Consider the following 18,188-nt stretch of genomic DNA (forward strand, 5'->3'; position numbering starts at 1 on the left):
CCGGCCCATCACGGGTCGGGCCGCCGACGCGTCTCAGGCCGCGGTCGCGTCGACGTACATCCGTCGCAACGTGGCCAGGCCGCGGCTGGTGTTCGACTTCACCGTCCCGACCGAGCACCGCATGAGCCCGGCGACCTCGGCCTCGGGGAGGTCCTCGTAGTAGCGCAGCACGACCGCGGTCCGCTGCCGGGCCGGAAGCTGCTGCACCAGGTCCCAGAGCAGGGACCGGTCCTCGATCCCCACCTCCGCGGCCGGGCCGGCCGTCGCCATTGCGCGGCCGGGTGCGCGCGGCTCGGGCACGATCCCGGTGGCGCGCTCCTCCCGCCGCCAGGCCTGCCGCCACCAGCTGGTGTTCTGGTTGACCATCGCCCGCCGTACGTAGGCGTCGACGGCCTGCGGGTCCCGGATCTGTGGCCAGGCGCGGTAGACCTTGGTGAGCGCGCACTGGACCAGGTCCTCGGCGGCGTGGTCGTCGCCGGTGATGGCGCGGGCGGAGCCCAGGAGGGTCCTCCGCCGGGCCGCGACGTAGGTGGTGAAGTCCGAGCCGGCCAGCGGCTCCGTGGTCATCGGCATGGTGCCGTCTCCCGTTGTTGCACAGCTCCCCCGGGGCCCGCCGGCGTCCCTCTCCCCGTGCCGGGGGCCCCTCCGGTCAGCGCGTCGAGTCTCCACGCGACGCGAGCAGACCGAGGGCGGCGAGGGTCAGCCAGAGCGGCCCCACCATCCCGGCCATGTACTGCAGCGGGCTGATCCCGAACCCGACGGTGACCGCGCCCGCGACCAGGCTCATCCAGCCGAGCCAGCGCAGGCCCGGGTGGTGGCGCAGGCAGACGAGCGCCACGGCGAGCGCGGTGACCCCGGCGCCGGCCCAGAGGAAGGGCAGGGTGCCGACCCAGTGCCCGAACATCGCGGACACCTCCGGCACCGCCTTGCCCTCGGGCGCGAACACGAACTCGGTGGTGAGGCCGGTGCCGACCAGGCCCGCGACCGAGACGAGCATCAGTCCCGAGGCCGCCACGGCGGGCAGCAGGCTGTCCGGCCCGGCCCAGCGCCGCAGCTCGCGGTGCAGCCCGGCGGCGAACACGAGCAGCAGCAGCGCGCAGACCATCGTCGCGGTGTGGAAGACCAGGATCTGCGGGACCAGGTCGCCGAGCCGGGCCTGGATGGCGGCGGCGTCGCCGGCGATGTCGTCCCGGTAGACGGCGTCGATCCCCATGCTGCCGGCGATGCCGACCAGCCCGGCGACGCCGGCGCCGACGCCGGCCGCGGCCCAGCCACGGCGTGTTCGCGCCTCGGTGGCGGTGGGGGCGGGGGTGCGAAGGGTGCTGGTGCTCACGGGTGGCTCCTGTACGTCGAGGCGGTCAGCGCCGGGTGCGCTGGGCTCCAGCCTCGGCGCGGCGGCGGGCACCGGCCACCGACACCGGTCGTACACCTCGTCCCGTACGGGAACTGTGCGGGTGGAACCGGCCCGGGCTCAGCAGGGGAGGGAGCCGCCGAGGGCGAACGCGACCGCCTGGCCCGCCTCGAGGGTGCGGCCGGCGTCGAGGGCGTCGTCGAAGGTGTCGTCCCCGAGCCGCTCCCGGGCCTCGCCCTCGGCGCGCTGCGCGAGCTCCTGGTCGGGACGGTAGTAGCCGTAGCCGACGGTGCCGATCATCTCGCGGATGCCCTGGGCCGCGCCGAGCAGCACCGGCACCCGGTCGTGCGCCCGCTCGGAGCCCTCCACGACCGCGAGCACCTCGAGGAAGTGGGCGAGGTTCGCCAGGTCCCGCGTCTCCATCGACAGCCGCAGCCCCTCCTCGAGGTGGCGCCGGGCGACCGGGCCCTCCCCGCGCGACGCCGCGACCTGGGAGAGGTTGTAGAGCGCGATGTACGTCGACAGCCGGTCCCCACGACGCCGCGCCGAGACCAGCCCGGTCTCGATGTGTTGCACCGCGGAGTCGGGGTCGCCCTCGAGCAGCGCGACGGTGCCGAGCCACACGTGCGTGAGCGTGCCCACCCACTCACCGTCGGCCCCGGACGCCGCCGCGAGCGGGAGGGCGGCCTCGAACTGCTCCCGCGCCCGGGCGACGTCGCCGGTGGACAGCGCGGCGAGCCCGATGCCCGACACCGCCTTGGCGAGCGCCGAGGTGTCCCCGGAGCGCTCGGCGCTGGCCCGGGCCCGCTCCCACGAGGTCCTGGCGGCGACGACGTCGTCTCCGGCGAACGCCATCGTGGCGAGGCTGAGCTCGGCACGGGCCCGGACCTCGTCGGACATCTCGTGCCGGAGCACGCTCTCCATCTGCCGGCGCCCGTGCCGGACGTGCCCGCGGAGCCACCAGTACAGCCACAGCGACCACCCGAGCCGCCCGGCGGTCTCCCCGTCGCCCGAGGCGACCGCGCGCTCCAGCGCGGCGGCGAGGTTCGCGTGCGCGCCGTCGATGCGGGCAAGCCACTCGATCTGCTGGGCGCGTTCGTAGTGCGGGGCCGCCTCCTCCGCGAGCGCGAGGAAGTGTCCGGTGTGCGCGGTCCCGGCAAGGTCGGACTCCCCGGCGGCCGCGAGCAGGGCGCCGGCGTACTGGGTGACCGGCTCCAGCATCCGGTGCCGCCTGACCCCGTGGTCGGTGGTGGACACGACCAGGGACTGCTCGACGAGCGCCCCGAGCGCGGGCAGGACCCGGCTCCGGGGCAGCAGCCCGGACCGTTCGGCGACGGACTCGACGTCCTCGAGCGTGAAGCCGCCGGAGAAGACCGACAGCAGGCGCAGCAGGGTCCGCTCCGGCTCGGAGAGCAGACCGTGGCTCCAGTCCAGCGCCGCACGCATGGTGCGCTGCCGGGCCGGGAGGTCACGGGCGCCGTCCCCGGCGACGACGTCGTCGAGCCGGGCGAGCAGGGTGCGCGGCTCCAGCAGCCGGACGTGCGCGGCTGCCAGCTCCAGGGCGAGGGGGATGCCGGCGAGCCGGGTGCAGATCTCGGCGACCGCCGCCGCGTCGTCCGGAGTGAGGTCGAGGTCCGGCACCAGCCGGCGGGCCCGGTCCAGGAAGAGGGCTCCGGCCGGGGACTCGCCGACCGCGCGGGCGTCGCCGTCCGCGGGCGGCAGGGGCAGCGGTGGTACGGCGAACTCGGTCTCGCCGCGCACCCGGAGCGCGGCCCGGCTGGAGGCGAGCACCGTCAGCCCCGGGCAGGCCTCGACGAGCCGGGCCACGTCGCTCGCCGCGGGCAGCAGGTGCTCGACGTTGTCCAGGACCAGCAGCACGGTGGACGTGCCGATGCTCTCGACGACGACCGCGCGCGCGTCGCCGGGGTCGGCCGGGCCGGACGCGACGCAGTCGGCGATGGTCGGCAGCACCAGGGTGGGGTCGACCAGGGGTGCCAGCTCGACGAAGACGACGCCGTCCGGGAAGGCCGCGGCGGCGGCCTCCGTGGCGGCGATGGTCAGCCGGGTCTTCCCGACCCCGCCGGGCCCGGTGAGCGTGACGATCCGCTGCTGCGGGTCGCGGAGCAGGGCGGCGACCGCGGCCACCTCGGCCTCGCGGGCGACCAGCGGCGTGGCGGGCCGGGGCAGGCCGCGGCTCTGCGTGGTCGCGGCGTCGGTGGGCCGCGTGGTGTCGCGGCGCCGGCTCGGCACCGCCGCGACCAGGGCCGCCCGGTCGGCGTCGGAGGCGTCCAGCGCGTCGGCGATCGCCCGGATCGTGTGCGGGTAGGGCCGCGTGCGGGTGCCCCGCTCCAGGGCGCTGATCGCGTGGGTGGTCAGGTGTGCCCGCCGGGCCAGCTCCTCCTGCGACAGGCTGGCCGCCTCGCGCAGTGCCCGCAGCCGCGCGGCGAAGGTCGGCTGCTCCGCCGCCTCTGTCCCCGCGCCCCCTCGCATGGTCGTGGAGTCTAGGGCGGTCAGGACGTTGCCGTCCGGCCGTAGGGTGAATCCGTGAGCAACGACGTGGACGTGGTGGTCATCGGTCTCGGACCGGGGGGAGAGGCTCTGGCGACGGAGCTGGCGGGGACGGGGCTCGACGTGGTCGGGGTGGACCGCCGGCTCGTGGGTGGCGAGTGCCCCTACTACGGGTGCGTGCCGAGCAAGATGATCGTCCGGGCCGCCGACCTCCTCGCCGAGGCGTCCCGGGTGCAGGGCATGGCCGGTGACGTGGACCTGACCGCCTCGTGGCAGCCGGTCGCGGAGCGGATCTCCAACGAGGCCACGGACGACTGGGACGACCAGGTCGCCGTGGACCGGCTCGTCGACGCGGGGGTCGGCTTCGTGCGCGGGCACGCCCGGCTCACCGGGCCGCGGACCGTGGAGGTCGCCGGCCAGACGTACGTCGCCCGGATCGGCGTGGTCCTCAACACCGGCACCGAGCCCGCCGCGCCGCCCGTGGACGGCCTGGACGGGACGCCGTACTGGACCAACCGGGAGGCGATCGCGGCCACCGAGCTGCCCGCCTCGCTGGTGGTCGTCGGCGGCGGGGCCGTCGGCGTGGAGCTCGCGCAGGCGTTCGCCCGGTTCGGGGTGCAGGTCACCGTGGTCGAGGTCGCCGACCGGATCCTGGCCCCCGAGGAGCCGGAGTCCAGCCAGCTGCTGACCCGGGTGCTCACCCGTGAGGGGATCCGGGTGCTCACCGGCGTCACCGTCAAGGAGGTGGCGTACGACGACGGACAGTTCACCGTCGACCTCGACGGCCGGACCGTGACCGCGGACAGGCTGCTCGTCGCCGCGGGCCGCCGCCCCAACCTCGCCGACCTCGGCCTCGAGACCGTCGGGCTCGACCCGCGGGCACGGGCCGTTGGGGTGGACGAGCGGATGCGGGCCGGCGACGGGCTCTGGGCGATCGGCGACATCACCGGCAAGGGCGCGTTCACGCACGTGTCGATGTACCAGGCCTCCGTCGCGGCCCGCGACATCCGCGGGCTGGGCGGTCCGACGGCCGACTACCGCGCCGTGCCGCGGGTGACCTTCTCCGACCCCGAGATCGCCGCGGTCGGGATGACGGAGCGGCAGGCCCGTGCCGCCGGGCTGAGAGTGCGGGTGGGCTCCACCGACCTGGGCGCGTCCGCCCGCGGCTGGATCCACCGCGGCGAGGGGCTGGTCAAGCTCGTCGAGGACGCCGATCGGGGTGTTCTCGTCGGCGCCACCGCGGTCGGGCCGAGCGGGGGAGAGGTGCTCTCCGCGCTCGCGGTCGCGGTGCACGCCGAGGTCCCGACCGCGACCTTGGGGTCGATGATCTACGCCTACCCGACCTTCCACCGCGCCATCGAGAGCGCGCTCGCCGACCTGTCCTGACCGCCCGGTCGGGCTGGTAGGGTTCGAGCCGTTCGACATCCTTTAACGAGCCGTCCCGTGAGGCGGAGAAGGAGGTCCGGCTGCTGATGCATGCCGACACGACGGCGCCCTCCGGGGCGGCCGACCCGACGACGCCCACCGGGACCGATCCCGGGACGGGGCGCACCGTCCTCGACGCGCGTGACATCTCCCGCGCACTCACCCGCATCGCGCACGAGATCCTCGAGCGCAACAAGGGCGCCCACGACCTTGTCCTCCTCGGCATCCCCTCGCGCGGGGTCCCGCTCGCTGCCCGGGTCGCCGCGAAGATCGCCGCGGTGGAGGGACTCGACATCCCGGTCGGCTCCCTCGACGTGACGATGTACCGCGACGACCTGCGGATGCGCCCGGCCCGGACGCTGCTGCCCACCGAGATCCCGCCCGGCGGCATCGACGGCAAGACCGTGGTGCTCGTCGACGACGTGCTGTTCTCCGGGCGCACCATCCGCGCAGCCCTCGACGCGATGAACGACGTCGGCCGTCCCCGCACCGTCCGGCTCGCGGTCCTCGTGGACCGCGGCCACCGCGAGCTGCCGATCCGCGCCGACTTCGTCGGCAAGAACCTGCCGACCTCGCTCGTCGAGTCGGTCCGGGTCCGGCTGGAGGAGTTCGACGGCGTGGACGCGGTCACCATCTCCGGCGACGCCGGCGTGGCCCCGGACCCCGCCCTGACGACCCAGGGGGAGGACCTCCCGTGAAACGCCACCTGCTGAGCGCCGGGGACCTCACCCGCGACGACGCCGAGCTGGTCCTGCGGACCGCCGAGGAGCTGCGCTCCCTGGCCGACCGGCCGATCAAGAAGCTGCCCGCGCTGCGCGGACGCACGGTCGTGAACCTGTTCTTCGAGGACTCCACCCGCACCCGGATCTCCTTCGAGGCGGCCGCCAAGCGGCTCAGCGCCGACGTCATCAACTTCTCCGCCAAGGGCTCGAGCCTGAGCAAGGGGGAGAGCCTCAAGGACACCGCGCTCACCCTCGAGGCGATGGGCGCCGACGCGGTCGTCGTCCGGCACTGGGCCTCGGGCGCGCCGCACCTGCTGGCCAACTCGGGCTGGGTCCGGTCCAGCGTGGTCAACGCCGGCGACGGCACCCACGAGCACCCCACCCAGGCGCTGCTCGACGCGTTCACGCTGTGGCGGCACCTGGGCAACCTCGACGGCCGCCGGGTGGCGATCGTCGGCGACGTGCTGCACAGCCGGGTGGCCCGCTCCAACGCGCTGCTGCTCAAGACGCTCGGCGCCGAGGTCACCCTGGTGGCGCCGCCGACCCTGCTGCCGGTGGGCGTCGAGAACTGGGACGTCGAGACGTCGTACGACATCGACGCGGTGCTGCCGAAGGCCGACGCGGTGATGATGCTGCGGGTCCAGCGCGAGCGGATGAACGCCGCGTTCTTCCCCAGCGCCCGCGAGTACAGCCGCCGCTACGGCCTCGACGGCCGCCGGATGGGCACGCTGCAGGACCACACCCTGGTCATGCACCCCGGCCCGATGATCCGCGGCATGGAGATCACCGCCGACGTCGCGGACTCCGACCGCTCCGTGATCGTCGAGCAGGTCACCAACGGCGTCGCGGTCCGGATGGCGGTGCTCTACCTGCTGCTCAGCGGCAACGAGTCCGACTTCGGCCGTACGGCGCCCGCCGCCCCGGCCGCCGACCCCACCGAGCACCCCACCGAGAGGGACGACGCATGAGCAGCTACCTGATCAGAGGAGCCCGGATCCTCGGCGGCGAGCCGACCGACCTGCTGCTCCAGGACGGGGTGGTCGCGGCGGTCGGCACCGACCTCGACGCCGCCGGCGCCGAGGTGGTCGACGCCGAGGGGCTGGTCGCGCTGCCCGGCCTGGTCGACCTGCACACCCACCTGCGCGAGCCCGGCCGCGAGGACGCCGAGACCGTCGACACCGGCACCCGGGCCGCCGCGCTCGGCGGGTTCACCGCGGTGCACGCGATGGCCAACACCGACCCGGTCGCCGACACCGCCGGGGTGGTCGAGCAGGTGTGGCGTCTCGGCCGCGAGGCCGGGCACTGCGACGTGTTCCCGGTCGGCGCGGTCACCGTCGGGCTGGGCGGCGAACGGCTCGCCGAGCTCGGCGCGATGGCGGACTCCGCGGCCCGGGTCCGGGTCTTCTCCGACGACGGCAAGTGCGTCTCCGACGCAGTGCTGATGCGGCGGGCCCTGGAGTACGTCAAGGCGTTCGACGGGGTCGTCGCCCAGCACGCCCAGGAGCCGCGCCTGACCGAGGAGGCGCAGATGAACGAGGGCGAGCTCTCCGGCCGCCTCGGCCTGCGCGGCTGGCCGGCGGTGGCCGAGGAGGCGATCATCGCCCGCGACTGCCTGCTCGCCGCGCACGTCGGGTCCCGGCTGCACGTCTGCCACGTCTCCACGGCGGGCTCGGTGGAGATCGTCCGCTGGGCCAAGAGCAAGGGCTGGAACGTCACCGCCGAGGCGTGCCCGCACCACCTGCTGCTGACCGACGACCTGGCCGCGACGTACGACCCGATCTACAAGGTCAACCCGCCGCTGCGGTCGGCCACGGACGTCGAGGCGCTGCGCGCGGGCCTCGCCGACGGGACGATCGACGTGGTCGCCACCGACCATGCCCCGCACCCGCACGAGGACAAGGACTGCGAGTGGCAGGCTGCCGCGTTCGGCATGCTCGGCCTCGAGACCGCGCTGTCGGTGGTGCAGCAGACCATGGTCGACACCGGGCTGCTGGACTGGGCCGGCGTCGCGCAGCGGATGTCCGCCAGGCCCGCCGAGATCGGCCGGCTCAGCGACCACGGGCGGCCGCTGGCGGTGGGGGAGCCGGCCAACGTCGTGCTGTACGACCCCGCCTACAGCCGCGTCGTGGACCCCACGGAGACCGCCTCCCTGTCCCGCAACAACCCGTACGCCGGCCTCACCCTCCCGGGCCGCGTGGTCGCCACGTTCCTCCGCGGCAGGCCCACCGTCCTGGACGGGAAGCTGTCATGAGCACCCCACGGAACCGCTCGCACCTCCGCGGGGCCGCCGCATGAGCGACTCCGGGCTCGGCGACGTCTGGCTGCCGGTGGCGATCATGTTCGGCGTGCTGCTGCTGGCCTACCTCGGCATGTGGCGCGGCTGGCGCCGGCGGGCGGGCAGGCACGACCTGCCGGACCTGGTCCCGGCCCCGCCGGTGGCCGACCTGCCGCCGGCCAGGCTCCAGTCCGGCGCCCGGTACTTCGGCACCACCACCAGCGGCGACTGGCTCGACCGGGTGGTGGCGCGCGGCCTCGGCGCCCGCAGCACCGCGCGGCTGTCGCTGTCAGCGGAGGGCCTCGACGTGATCCGGCTCGCGGGGTCCTTCCGGATCCCCGCCGACGCGCTCCGCGGCGCCCGCCACGACCAGGGCATCGCCGGCAAGGTGGTCCCGCCGCACGGCCTGCTCGTGGTGACCTGGCAGCACGGCGACCACCTCCTCGACACCGGCTTCCGCCTCACCGAACCCGCCACGACCGGAGACGACAGGACCGGCCGTGGGCTCACCGAGACCCACAACACCTGGATCCGCTCGATCAGCAAGATCGCCAAGGAGCACTCAGCATGACGCAGACGCAGGCCAGCCCGGCCTTCGACCGGCTCGACCCGCGACCCGGGATGAGGCCCGCGATCCTCGTCCTCGAGGACGGCCGCACCTTCCACGGCGAGTCGTTCGGGGCCGAGGGCGAGACCTTCGGCGAGGCGGTGTTCTCCACCGGGATGACCGGCTACCAGGAGACGCTGACCGACCCGTCGTACCGCCGCCAGGTCGTGGTGATGACCGCCCCGCACGTCGGCAACACCGGCATCAACGACGAGGACCCCGAGTCCCGCCGGATCTGGGTCAGCGGGTACGTCGTCCGCGACCCCGCCCGGGTCAGCTCGAGCTGGCGCGCCGCCCGGAGCCTCGACGACGAGCTGCGCGAGCAGGGCGTGGTCGGCATCTCCGGCATCGACACCCGCGCCCTGACCCGCCACCTGCGCGAGCGCGGGGCGATGCGGGTCGGCATCTCCAGCACGGAGACCGACCCCGCCCGGCTGCGCGAGCGGGTCCTGGAGGCTGCTCCGATGACCGGTGCGGACCTCGCCGGCGAGGTGACCACCGAGGCGACGTACGTCGTGCCGGCCCGGGGCGAGAAGCGGTTCACGGTGGCCGCCCTCGACCTCGGGATCAAGGCGATGACCCCGGCGATGCTGGTCCAGCGCGGCATCGAGGTGCACGTCATGCCCGCCGGCTCCACGCTCGACGAGGTCCTCGCGGTGCAGCCCGACGGCGTGTTCTTCTCCAACGGCCCCGGCGACCCCGCCTCGGCGACCGGCGAGATCGAGGTGCTGCGCGGGGTGCTCGAGCGCAAGATCCCCTACTTCGGCATCTGCTTCGGCAACCAGCTGTTCGGCCGCGCGCTCGGGTTCGGCACCTACAAGCTCAAGTACGGCCACCGCGGCATCAACCAGCCGGTGATGGACCGGACGACGGGCAAGGTGGAGGTCACCGCGCACAACCACGGGTTCGCGGTGGACGCCCCCCGCGAGACCGGCACCACGACGCCGTACGGGGAGGCCACCGTCAGCCACGTCTGCCTCAACGACGACGTGGTCGAGGGGCTCGAGCTCCGTGACGCCGGGGGCGCGCTGACCGCGTTCTCGGTGCAGTACCACCCGGAGGCCGCCGCCGGCCCCCACGACGCCGCCTACCTCTTCGACCGCTTCGTCGACCTGATGGACGGCGTGCCGGCCGAGGCACACACCCACGGAGAGGACGCCTGACATGCCCAAGCGCACCGACATCTCGAGCGTGCTCGTGATCGGCTCCGGGCCGATCATCATCGGCCAGGCCTGCGAGTTCGACTACTCCGGCACCCAGGCCTGCCGCGTCCTCAAGGCCGAGGGGGTCCGGGTGATCCTGGTGAACTCCAACCCGGCCACGATCATGACCGACCCGGAGTTCGCCGACGCCACCTACGTCGAGCCGATCACCCCGGAGTTCGTGGAGAAGGTGATCGAGAAGGAGCGTCCCGACGCGCTGCTCGCGACCCTGGGCGGCCAGACCGCGCTGAACGCCGCGATGGCCCTCGACAAGGCCGGCGTGCTCGACCGGTACGGCGTCGAGCTGATCGGCGCCTCGATCGACGCCATCGAGCGCGGGGAGAACCGCGAGTCGTTCAAGAAGATCGTCGAGGAGCTCGGGGGAGAGGTGGCCCGGTCGGTCATCGCGCACTCGATGGACGACTGCCTCGCCGCCGCCGAGGAGCTCGGCTACCCGATGGTGGTCCGCCCCTCGTTCACGATGGGCGGCACCGGCTCCGGGATGGCCTACGACGAGCGGGACCTGCGCCGGATCGCCGGTGCCGGCCTCGCCGCCAGCCCGACCACCGAGGTGCTCCTCGAGGAGTCGATCATCGGCTGGAAGGAGTACGAGCTCGAGGTCATGCGGGACACCGCCGACAACGTGGTGATCATCTGCTCGATCGAGAACCTCGACCCGATGGGCGTGCACACCGGTGACTCGATCACGGTGGCGCCGGCCATGACCCTGACCGACCGCGAGTACCAGAAGATGCGCGACCTCTCGATCGGCATCATCCGCTCGGTCGGGGTCGACACCGGCGGCTGCAACATCCAGTTCGCGGTCGACCCCGCCGACGGCCGGCTGATCGTGATCGAGATGAACCCCCGGGTCTCCCGGTCCAGCGCGCTCGCGTCCAAGGCTACCGGCTTCCCGATCGCGAAGATCGCCGCGAAGGTCGCCATCGGCTACACCCTCGACGAGATCCCCAACGACATCACCAAGGAGACGCCGGCGAGCTTCGAGCCGAGCCTCGACTACGTGGTGGTGAAGGTGCCGCGGTTCGCGTTCGAGAAGTTCCCGACCGCCGACCCGACGCTGACCACGCACATGAAGTCGGTCGGCGAGGCGATGGCGATCGGCCGGAACTTCACCGAGGCGCTGCAGAAGGCCCTGCGCAGCCTGGAGAACACGTCCGCGATCTTCGACTGGGCCGACGAGCCCGGCTCGCTCGACACGCTGCTCGACAGCGTCCGGGTGCCGCACGACGGCCGGCTGCGCGAGGTGATGGACGCGATCCGCGCCGGCGCGAGCAACGAGCAGCTGCACGAGGTCACCGGCATCGACCCGTGGTTCCTCGACCAGATGTTCCTGCTCCACGAGGTCGCCACGGTGATCGCCGGGTCCGACGAGCTGACCCCGCCGGTGCTGCGGCTGGCCAAGCGGCACGGCTTCTCCGACGCGCAGATCGGTGCGATCCGCCGGATGCACGAGGACGTGGTCCGCGGGGTCCGCTGGGCGCTCGGCCTCCGCCCGGTGTTCAAGACCGTCGACACCTGCGCCGCGGAGTTCGCCGCGAAGACGCCGTACCACTACTCCTCCTACGACGAGGAGACGGAGGTCGCGCCGCGCGAGCGCGAGGCGGTGATCATCCTCGGCTCCGGGCCCAACCGGATCGGGCAGGGCATCGAGTTCGACTACTCGTGCGTGCACGCGTCCCTGGCGCTGTCCGAGGCCGGCTACGAGACGATCATGGTCAACTGCAACCCCGAGACCGTCTCCACCGACTACGACACCAGCGACCGGCTCTACTTCGAGCCGCTCACCCTCGAGGACGTCCTGGAGATCGTCCACGCCGAGCAGAAGGCCGGCCCCGTCGCCGGGGTGATCTGCCAGCTCGGCGGGCAGACCCCGCTCGGGCTCGCCCAGGGCCTGGAGGACGCGGGGGTGCCGATCGTGGGGACCACGCCGGAGGCGATCCACCTCGCCGAGGAGCGGGGCGCCTTCGGCCGGGTGCTCGCCGCGGCGGGCCTCCCCGCTCCCAAGCACGGCACCGCCACGTCGTACGACGAGGCCCGCCGGATCGCCGAGGAGATCGGCTACCCGGTGCTGGTCCGCCCGTCGTACGTCCTCGGCGGCCGCGGCATGGAGATCGTGTACGACGACGACGCGCTGCGCGCCTACCTGGAGAAGTACAGCGGTGGCCTGATCGACTCCGAGCACCCGGTGCTCGTGGACCGCTTCCTCGACGACGCCGTCGAGATCGACGTCGACGCGCTGTACGACGGCGAGGAGCTGTTCCTCGGCGGCGTCATGGAGCACATCGAGGAGGCCGGCATCCACTCCGGCGACTCGAGCTGCGCGCTGCCGCCGATCACCCTGGGCCGCGAGACGATCGAGAAGATCCGGAGGTCGACCGAGGGGATCGCCAAGGGTGTCGGGGTCCGCGGGCTGCTCAACGTGCAGTACGCGATGGCCTCCGACGTGGTCTACGTCCTCGAGGCGAACCCACGGGCCTCGCGCACCGTGCCGTTCGTGTCGAAGGCGACCGCGACCCCGCTGGCCAAGGCCGCCGCGCGGGTGATGCTCGGCGAGTCGATCGCGAACCTGCGGGCCGAGGGGCTGCTCCCGGCCGAGGGCGACGGCGGCGACCTGCCGCCGGACGCGCCGATCGCGGTCAAGGAGGCGGTGATGCCGTTCAACCGGTTCAAGACGCCCGACGGCCACACCGTGGACACCATCCTCGGCCCGGAGATGCGGTCCACCGGCGAGGTGATGGGCTTCGACGCCTTCTTCGGCACCGCCTTCGCCAAGGCGCAGACCGCGGCGTTCGGCCCGCTGCCCACCGAGGGCAAGGTGTTCGTCTCGGTCGCCAACGTCGACAAGCGGCACATGGTCTTCCCGATCAAGCGGCTCGCGGACCTCGGCTACGAGATCCTCGCGACGCAGGGCACCGCCGAGGTGCTCCGCCGCAACGGCGTCGACGCCACCGTGGTGCGCAAGCACTTCGAGGGGCCCGGGCCGGACGGCGAGCCGACGATCGTCGAGCGGATCCTCGACGGCGAGGTGAAGCTGATCCTGAACACCCCGCACGGCACCACCGCGGGCGGGTCGCCGCGGCTCGACGGCTACGAGATCCGCACCGCCGCGATCCTCACGAACGTCCCGTGCATCACCACCGTGCAGGGCCTCGGCGCCGCGGTGCAGGGCATCGAGGCGGTGCGCGCCGGCGACATCGGGGTCCGGTCGCTCCAGGACTGGGCGCGCCGGTGACGCCGTACCGCTGGCTCTTCGACCACGTCCTGACCCGCACCGACGCGGAGACCGCCCACCGGGCGGCGTTCGCGGCGCTGCGGGCCGGCCGGCCTCTGCTGCGGGCCGGGCTGCGCGCCCGCGGCGCCCGGGCCGCTGCCTCTCCCGTGGTGCACGCGATGGGGCTCACCTTCCCGGGGCCGCTGGGGCTGGCGGCGGGGTTCGACAAGAACGCCGAGGGGATCGACGCGCTCGCCGCGCTCGGGTTCTCCTTCGTCGAGGTGGGCACGGTCACCGGCGAGCCGCAGCCGGGGAACCCGCGGCCGCGGCTGTTCCGGCTGCCCGCGGACCGCGCCATCGTCAACCGGATGGGCTTCAACAACGACGGCGCCGCGGTGGTCGCGCGCCGGCTGGCCGCGCGGCGGACCGACCGGTCCGCCGCCCCGGTGGTGCTCGGCGTGAACATCGGCAAGACCAAGGTCGTCCCCGAGGAGGACGCGGTCGCCGACTACGAGAAGAGCACCCGGCTGCTGGCGCCGTACGCCGACTACCTGGTGGTCAACGTCTCCTCGCCGAACACTCCCGGGCTGCGTGACCTGCAGGCGGTGGAGAAGCTGCGGCCGCTGCTCGAGGCGGTACGGCGCCAGGCCGACGCGGTCACCGACCGGCGCGTCCCGCTCCTGGTGAAGATCGCCCCCGACCTCGGCGACGACGACGTGCTCGCGGTCGCCGACCTGGCCCTCGAGCTCGGGCTCGACGGGATCGTGGCCACCAACACCACGATCAGCCGCGACGGCCTGGCCAGCACGGCCGAGGAGGTCGCGCGGGTGGGGGCCGGCGGGCTGTCCGGGGCGCCGCTGCGGGAGCGCGCTCTCGAGGTGCTCCGCCTGCTCCGTGGACGGGTCGGCCCCGACCTGACCCTGGTCGCGGTCGGCGGGATCTCGACCGCGGAGGACGCCCGGGAGCGGCTCGACGCCGGGGCGACCCTGCTCCAGGGCTACACCGCCTTCGTCTACGAGGGGGCGCTGTGGCCCTCCCGGGTCCAGCGCGAGCTGGCCACGACCTCCGCCCGGGCGGCCCGGTGACGCGAGCGGCCACGGGACCGGTCCAGGTGACGGGGGAGGTGCTCGGCGTCAAGCGCGCCGGAGCCTTCCACCACCTGACCCTGGTCGCCGCCGGGGTCGCCGAGCGGTTCCGGCCCGGCACCTTCGTCGCGCTCACCGTCGGCGGCGACCTCTCGCAGCGGCTGCTGCGCCGGACCTTCCCGATCTACCGGGCCCGGCCCACCGGCGCCTACGGCGGGACCGTCGAGGTGGTGCTCGCGACCGGGGACGACGGCAGCGACTGGCTCTCCCGGCTGGGCGGCGGCGCCCGGCTCGACGTGCTCGGCCCGCTCGGCCGCCCGTTCGCGCTGCCCAAGGAGCCGGTGACCTGCACCCTCGTCGGCGGCGGGCACGCCAGCGCCCCGCTGTTCGGCCTCGCCGAGCGGCTGCGGGAACGCGGCTGCGCGGTGCACATGGTGCTCGGCGCCGCCACCGAGACCCGGCTGTTCGGCGCCCTCGAGGCGCGCCGCGCGGCGAAGACGGTGATCGTCACCACCGAGGACGGCTCGGTCGGCATGCGCGGCAGCGTCTCGGCCGTGCTCCCCGACCTGCTCGCCCGCACCTCCACCGACGTGGTCTACGCGTCGGGCCCGCACGGCCTGCTGCACGCCGCCGCCGAGGCCGCGGAGGCGCACGGCGCCTGGAGCCAGACCGCGGTCGAGACGGACATGCCGTGCGGCACCGGGGTGTGCCAGGCCTGCGTGCTGCCCGTGGTCGGCGAGGACGGCGTGACCCGGATGGTGCGCGCCTGCACCGAGGGACCGGTGTTCCGCGGCGACCGGGTCCGCTGGCGCGACCTCGGCACCGTCCCGAGTGGCACCTGGGGCGCACCCCCGCCCGCGCCGACCGGAGGGCCGGCCCGGTGACCGCCGTCGACTTGTCCACCTCGCTGGCCGGGGTGACCCTGCCCAACCCGGTGATGACCGCGGCCGGCTGCGCCGCCGCGGGCCGCGAGCTCGAGCCGTTCCTCGACGTCGCCGCGCTCGGCGGCGTGGTCACCCGATCGGTCACGCTCGACCCGCGGGCCGGCTGGCCGCCGCCGCGGATGGTGGAGACGGCCAGCGGCGTGCTCAGCGGCACCGGCCTGCAGGGGCCCGGGATCGGCGGGTTCCTGGCCACCGAGCTGCCCTGGCTCGTGCAGCGGCAGGCCCGCGCGGTCGTCTCCATCGCCGGGGAGAGCCTGGCGGAGTTCGCCGAGCTCGCCCGCCGGGTCGGCAACAGCCCCGGCGTCACCGCGGTCGAGGTCAACCTCGGCTGGCCCGAGGACGCCGCCACCGGGCGCGACCCCTACCAGGCGTCCAAGGTGGTCAACGTGGTTCGCCGCGATGTGCCGCGGGGGATCCCGGTGCTCGCCAAGCTCGCCCCCGTCGTGCACAGCGTGGTCGACGTGACCCGCGCGGTGGTCAAGGCCGGCGCGGACGGCGTGGTGCTCGCGCACACCGTGCCCGGCATGGCCATCGACCGCCGTACCCTCCGGCCCGCCCTCGGCGGGGTCACCGGCGGCCTCAGCGGCCCCGCGGTGCACGCGCTCGCGGTCCGCTGCGTGTGGGAGGTGCACCAGGCCCTGCCGGACGTCTGCGTCGTCGGCGTCGGCGGGGTGCGCACCGGGTACGACGCCCTCGAGCTGCTGCTCGCCGGTGCCAGCGCCGTCCAGGTCGGGACCATGATCTTCCACGACCCGTCCTCACCGGCACGGATCGTGGCGGAGCTCGAGGCCGAGCTCTCCCAGCGCAACCTCACCCGGGTCGCCGACGTCGTCGGCCGCGCCCACCGACCCGAAGGGGAACTGTCATGACGTTCGGTGCCCGGCTCCGCGAGGCGATGGACAACCGCGGGCCCCTGTGTGTGGGGATCGACCCGCACCCCGCCCTGATGGACAGCTGGGGGATGACCGACAGCGCCGTGGGGCTCGAGCGGTTCTCGATGTCCGCGGTGGAGGCGCTCGCCGGCGCCGCGGCCGCGGTGAAGCCGCAGTCGGCGTTCTTCGAGCGGCACGGCGCCAAGGGGATCGCGGTGCTGGAGAAGGTGATCGGCGCCGCCCGCGACCTGGGCACGCTGGTGGTCCTCGACGTCAAGCGCGGCGACATCGGCTCGACCGCGCAGGCCTACGCCGACGCCTACCTCGACCCCACCTCGCCGCTGGCCGTCGACGCGATCACCGCCAGCCCGTTCCTCGGCTTCGGCTCGCTGGCCCCGATGATCGAGACCGCCCGGGCCCACGGGGCCGGGGTGTTCGTGCTCGCGCTCACCTCCAACCCCGAGGGACCCGAGGTCCAGCACGCGAGGACCGCCGACGGGCGCACCGTGGCGGGCACGGTTCTCGACTCGGTGGCCTCCCTGAACGCCGACGAGGACGGATTCGGCTCCTTCGGCGCGGTGGTGGGTGCGACGATCGGCGAGACCCGGGAGAACCTGGACGTGAACGGTCCGCTGCTGGTGCCCGGGATCGGCGCCCAGGGCGGCACCGCGGACGACGTACGACGGATCTTCGGGCCTGCCGTGCGCAACGTCCTGGCCAGCAGCTCCCGGGAGATCCTCGCGGCCGGGCCGGACCCGAGCGTCCTGCACGCGACCGCCCTGGAGGCGGCGCGTTCGTTCGCCGCCTTGGCCGACACGTAGGCTGCCTGGCATGAAGCGTCTTCCCGCCGCCCTGACCGCTCCCGTCGTCGCGTTCGCGCTGCTGGCCGGCTGCAGCGGCGGGGGCTCGTCCACGGACTCCGCCGAGGAGACCGGTGCGGAGAGCACGCCGACCCCGAGTGAGCCCGCCGAGGAGTCGCCCTCCGCCGGCGCCTCCGACCCGGCCGTCGCGAACGCCCCGGGCGCCGACACCGAGTACTGCAAGCTGCTCAGCACCGACTTCGCCACCCTGTTCTCGAGCATCCAGGGCCCCGACGACGTGACCAGGGCCATCGACGTCATCGAGGACATCGTCGCCGAGGCCCCGCCGGAGGTGGCCGACGAGTGGAAGACCATGTCCGGTGCGCTCGACGACATGGAGGGGGCGCTCAGGAAGGCCGCCGAGCTGCAGCAGCAGGCCGCCTCCGGGAAGGTCTCCCAGAAGGAGCTGCAGCGGAAGACCCAGGACCTGATGAAGGACATGGAGTCGCTCGACACCCCGCAGAACAACGAGGCCGGTGACACCGTGGCCAAGCACGCCGCCGACTACTGCGGCGTCACCCTCGGGTAGCCGGGTGCGCCCGCGAGCCGCCCTCGGCGGCCTGGCCGGCCTGCTCCTCGTCCTGCCGGTGGCCGGCTGCACCGGCGACACCGAGAGCTACTGCGCGGAGCTGGAGGAGCAGGAGCAGACGCTGACCGACCTGGCCTCCCGCGCCGACCAGCCCGGCACCGACGTGTTCACCGAGAGCCTCGACGTGTTCGAAGCGCTCCGCGACGCCGCCCCCGGGGACGTCGTCGACGAGTGGGACACGCTGGTCTTCGCCTGGCAGGGTCTCGCCGACGCGTTCGAGGCCGCCGGTACGACGCCCACGGAGTTCGACCCGGCCGACCCGCCCCCGGACCTGGACCAGGCGGAGGTCGACCGGCTCGTCGACGCGGCCGCCGAGCTGCGCTCCCCGCGGGTCGTCTCGGCCGGCGACGGGATCGAGCAGCACGCCAAGGACGTGTGCGGGGTCGACCTCGGCCAGTGATCTTGGCGGTCACAGGCGCCTGTTCCCGGGTCGCGTTGCGGGGCCGTCGGTTCCATGACTAGATTTCTCATCTGTCCGGGCTCACCCCCGGAGCCGCACCCCACCCACGACCCGAT

General features: G+C 74.0%; 16 protein-coding genes. 13 read left to right on the forward strand and 3 right to left on the reverse strand.

The annotated features are described in order from the left end of the window. Positions 1-33: 33 nt before the first annotated feature. From K1X13_RS15430 to K1X13_RS15440, 3 genes are all read right to left on the reverse strand, one after another. Positions 34-573: a SigE family RNA polymerase sigma factor gene (locus K1X13_RS15430; protein ID WP_225914994.1), complete on the reverse strand. Its 540-nt coding sequence runs from the start codon at positions 571-573 to the stop codon at positions 34-36. Between the two features lie 76 nt (positions 574-649). Then, positions 650-1,333 carry a hypothetical protein gene (locus K1X13_RS15435; protein ID WP_221025892.1) on the reverse strand — a complete coding sequence of 228 codons (684 nt, stop codon included), beginning with the start codon at positions 1,331-1,333 and terminating at the stop codon, positions 650-652. 138 nt (positions 1,334-1,471) lie between these two features. Continuing rightward, positions 1,472-3,841: an ATP-binding protein gene (locus tag K1X13_RS15440; protein ID WP_221025893.1), complete on the reverse strand. Its 2,370-nt coding sequence runs from the start codon at positions 3,839-3,841 to the stop codon at positions 1,472-1,474. A gap of 54 nt (positions 3,842-3,895) precedes the next feature. On the opposite strand from K1X13_RS15440, the gene K1X13_RS19740 reads away from it, so the two are divergent. The 13 genes from K1X13_RS19740 to K1X13_RS15505 all read left to right on the forward strand — a co-directional run bounded on the left by K1X13_RS19740 (position 3,896) and on the right by K1X13_RS15505 (position 18,072). Continuing rightward, positions 3,896-5,245: a dihydrolipoyl dehydrogenase family protein gene (locus K1X13_RS19740; protein ID WP_308249579.1), complete on the forward strand. Its 1,350-nt coding sequence runs from the start codon at positions 3,896-3,898 to the stop codon at positions 5,243-5,245. Positions 5,246-5,331: 86 nt separating this feature from the next. Then, positions 5,332-5,982 (forward strand): bifunctional pyr operon transcriptional regulator/uracil phosphoribosyltransferase PyrR, encoded by a 651-nt coding sequence (gene pyrR, locus K1X13_RS15450; protein WP_221025894.1) that lies wholly within the window; start codon positions 5,332-5,334, stop codon positions 5,980-5,982. Next, on the forward strand, positions 5,979-6,974 hold the full coding sequence (locus K1X13_RS15455; RefSeq protein WP_221025895.1) for an aspartate carbamoyltransferase catalytic subunit: 996 nt from the start codon (positions 5,979-5,981) through the stop codon (positions 6,972-6,974). Before pyrR ends, K1X13_RS15455 begins: the two co-directional genes overlap by 4 nt. Then, the gene (locus K1X13_RS15460) at positions 6,971-8,257 is read left to right on the forward strand and encodes a dihydroorotase (RefSeq protein ID WP_221025896.1); all 1,287 of its coding nucleotides are present in this window, start codon (positions 6,971-6,973) and stop codon (positions 8,255-8,257) included. The genes K1X13_RS15455 and K1X13_RS15460 overlap by 4 nt, the downstream gene beginning before the upstream one ends. 40 nt (positions 8,258-8,297) lie before the next feature. Beyond that, the gene (locus K1X13_RS15465) at positions 8,298-8,852 is read left to right on the forward strand and encodes a PH-like domain-containing protein (protein ID WP_221025897.1); all 555 of its coding nucleotides are present in this window, start codon (positions 8,298-8,300) and stop codon (positions 8,850-8,852) included. Between the two features lie 50 nt (positions 8,853-8,902). Beyond that, positions 8,903-10,051: a glutamine-hydrolyzing carbamoyl-phosphate synthase small subunit gene (gene carA / locus K1X13_RS15470; protein WP_221026110.1), complete on the forward strand. Its 1,149-nt coding sequence runs from the start codon at positions 8,903-8,905 to the stop codon at positions 10,049-10,051. Position 10,052: 1 nt separating this feature from the next. Continuing rightward, positions 10,053-13,343 (forward strand): carbamoyl-phosphate synthase large subunit, encoded by a 3,291-nt coding sequence (gene carB, locus K1X13_RS15475; RefSeq protein ID WP_221025898.1) that lies wholly within the window; start codon positions 10,053-10,055, stop codon positions 13,341-13,343. Further along, positions 13,340-14,407 (forward strand): quinone-dependent dihydroorotate dehydrogenase, encoded by a 1,068-nt coding sequence (locus K1X13_RS15480; RefSeq protein ID WP_308249580.1) that lies wholly within the window; start codon positions 13,340-13,342, stop codon positions 14,405-14,407. Before carB ends, K1X13_RS15480 begins: the two co-directional genes overlap by 4 nt. Then, positions 14,404-15,291, forward strand: coding sequence for an iron-sulfur cluster-binding protein (locus tag K1X13_RS19745; RefSeq protein WP_221025899.1), 888 nt, complete (start codon positions 14,404-14,406; stop codon positions 15,289-15,291). Before K1X13_RS15480 ends, K1X13_RS19745 begins: the two co-directional genes overlap by 4 nt. Then, a complete protein-coding gene (locus K1X13_RS15490; protein WP_221025900.1) occupies positions 15,288-16,220 on the forward strand; it encodes a dihydroorotate dehydrogenase in 933 nt (310 codons plus the stop codon). The genes K1X13_RS19745 and K1X13_RS15490 overlap by 4 nt, the downstream gene beginning before the upstream one ends. After that, positions 16,217-17,044, forward strand: coding sequence for an orotidine-5'-phosphate decarboxylase (gene pyrF, locus K1X13_RS15495; protein WP_221025901.1), 828 nt, complete (start codon positions 16,217-16,219; stop codon positions 17,042-17,044). The genes K1X13_RS15490 and pyrF overlap by 4 nt, the downstream gene beginning before the upstream one ends. A 10-nt stretch (positions 17,045-17,054) precedes the next feature. Further along, positions 17,055-17,612: a hypothetical protein gene (locus tag K1X13_RS15500; RefSeq protein ID WP_221025902.1), complete on the forward strand. Its 558-nt coding sequence runs from the start codon at positions 17,055-17,057 to the stop codon at positions 17,610-17,612. A gap of 4 nt (positions 17,613-17,616) precedes the next feature. Next, positions 17,617-18,072, forward strand: coding sequence for a hypothetical protein (locus K1X13_RS15505; protein ID WP_221025903.1), 456 nt, complete (start codon positions 17,617-17,619; stop codon positions 18,070-18,072). The last annotated feature ends 116 nt before the right edge of the window (positions 18,073-18,188 follow it).

Origin of the sequence: Nocardioides jiangsuensis (assembly GCF_019679455.1) — a bacterium.
Lineage (GTDB): Bacteria > Actinomycetota > Actinomycetes > Propionibacteriales > Nocardioidaceae > Nocardioides_C > Nocardioides_C jiangsuensis.

What these genes read in the sequence shown, in the direction of transcription:
- K1X13_RS15500 (WP_221025902.1), top strand. Translation starts at nt 17,055, where the DNA reads ATGAAGCGTCTTCCCGCCGCCCTGACCGCTCCCGTCGTCGCGTTCGCG.
- pyrF (WP_221025901.1), top strand. Translation starts at nt 16,217, where the DNA reads ATGACGTTCGGTGCCCGGCTCCGCGAGGCGATGGACAACCGCGGGCCC.
- carA (WP_221026110.1), top strand. Translation starts at nt 8,903, where the DNA reads ATGAGGCCCGCGATCCTCGTCCTCGAGGACGGCCGCACCTTCCACGGC.
- K1X13_RS15460 (WP_221025896.1), top strand. Translation starts at nt 6,971, where the DNA reads ATGAGCAGCTACCTGATCAGAGGAGCCCGGATCCTCGGCGGCGAGCCG.
- K1X13_RS15465 (WP_221025897.1), top strand. Translation starts at nt 8,298, where the DNA reads ATGAGCGACTCCGGGCTCGGCGACGTCTGGCTGCCGGTGGCGATCATG.
- carB (WP_221025898.1), top strand. Translation starts at nt 10,053, where the DNA reads ATGCCCAAGCGCACCGACATCTCGAGCGTGCTCGTGATCGGCTCCGGG.
- K1X13_RS15440 (WP_221025893.1), bottom strand. Translation starts at nt 3,841, where the DNA reads ATGCGAGGGGGCGCGGGGACAGAGGCGGCGGAGCAGCCGACCTTCGCC.
- pyrR (WP_221025894.1), top strand. Translation starts at nt 5,332, where the DNA reads ATGCATGCCGACACGACGGCGCCCTCCGGGGCGGCCGACCCGACGACG.
- K1X13_RS15430 (WP_225914994.1), bottom strand. Translation starts at nt 573, where the DNA reads ATGCCGATGACCACGGAGCCGCTGGCCGGCTCGGACTTCACCACCTAC.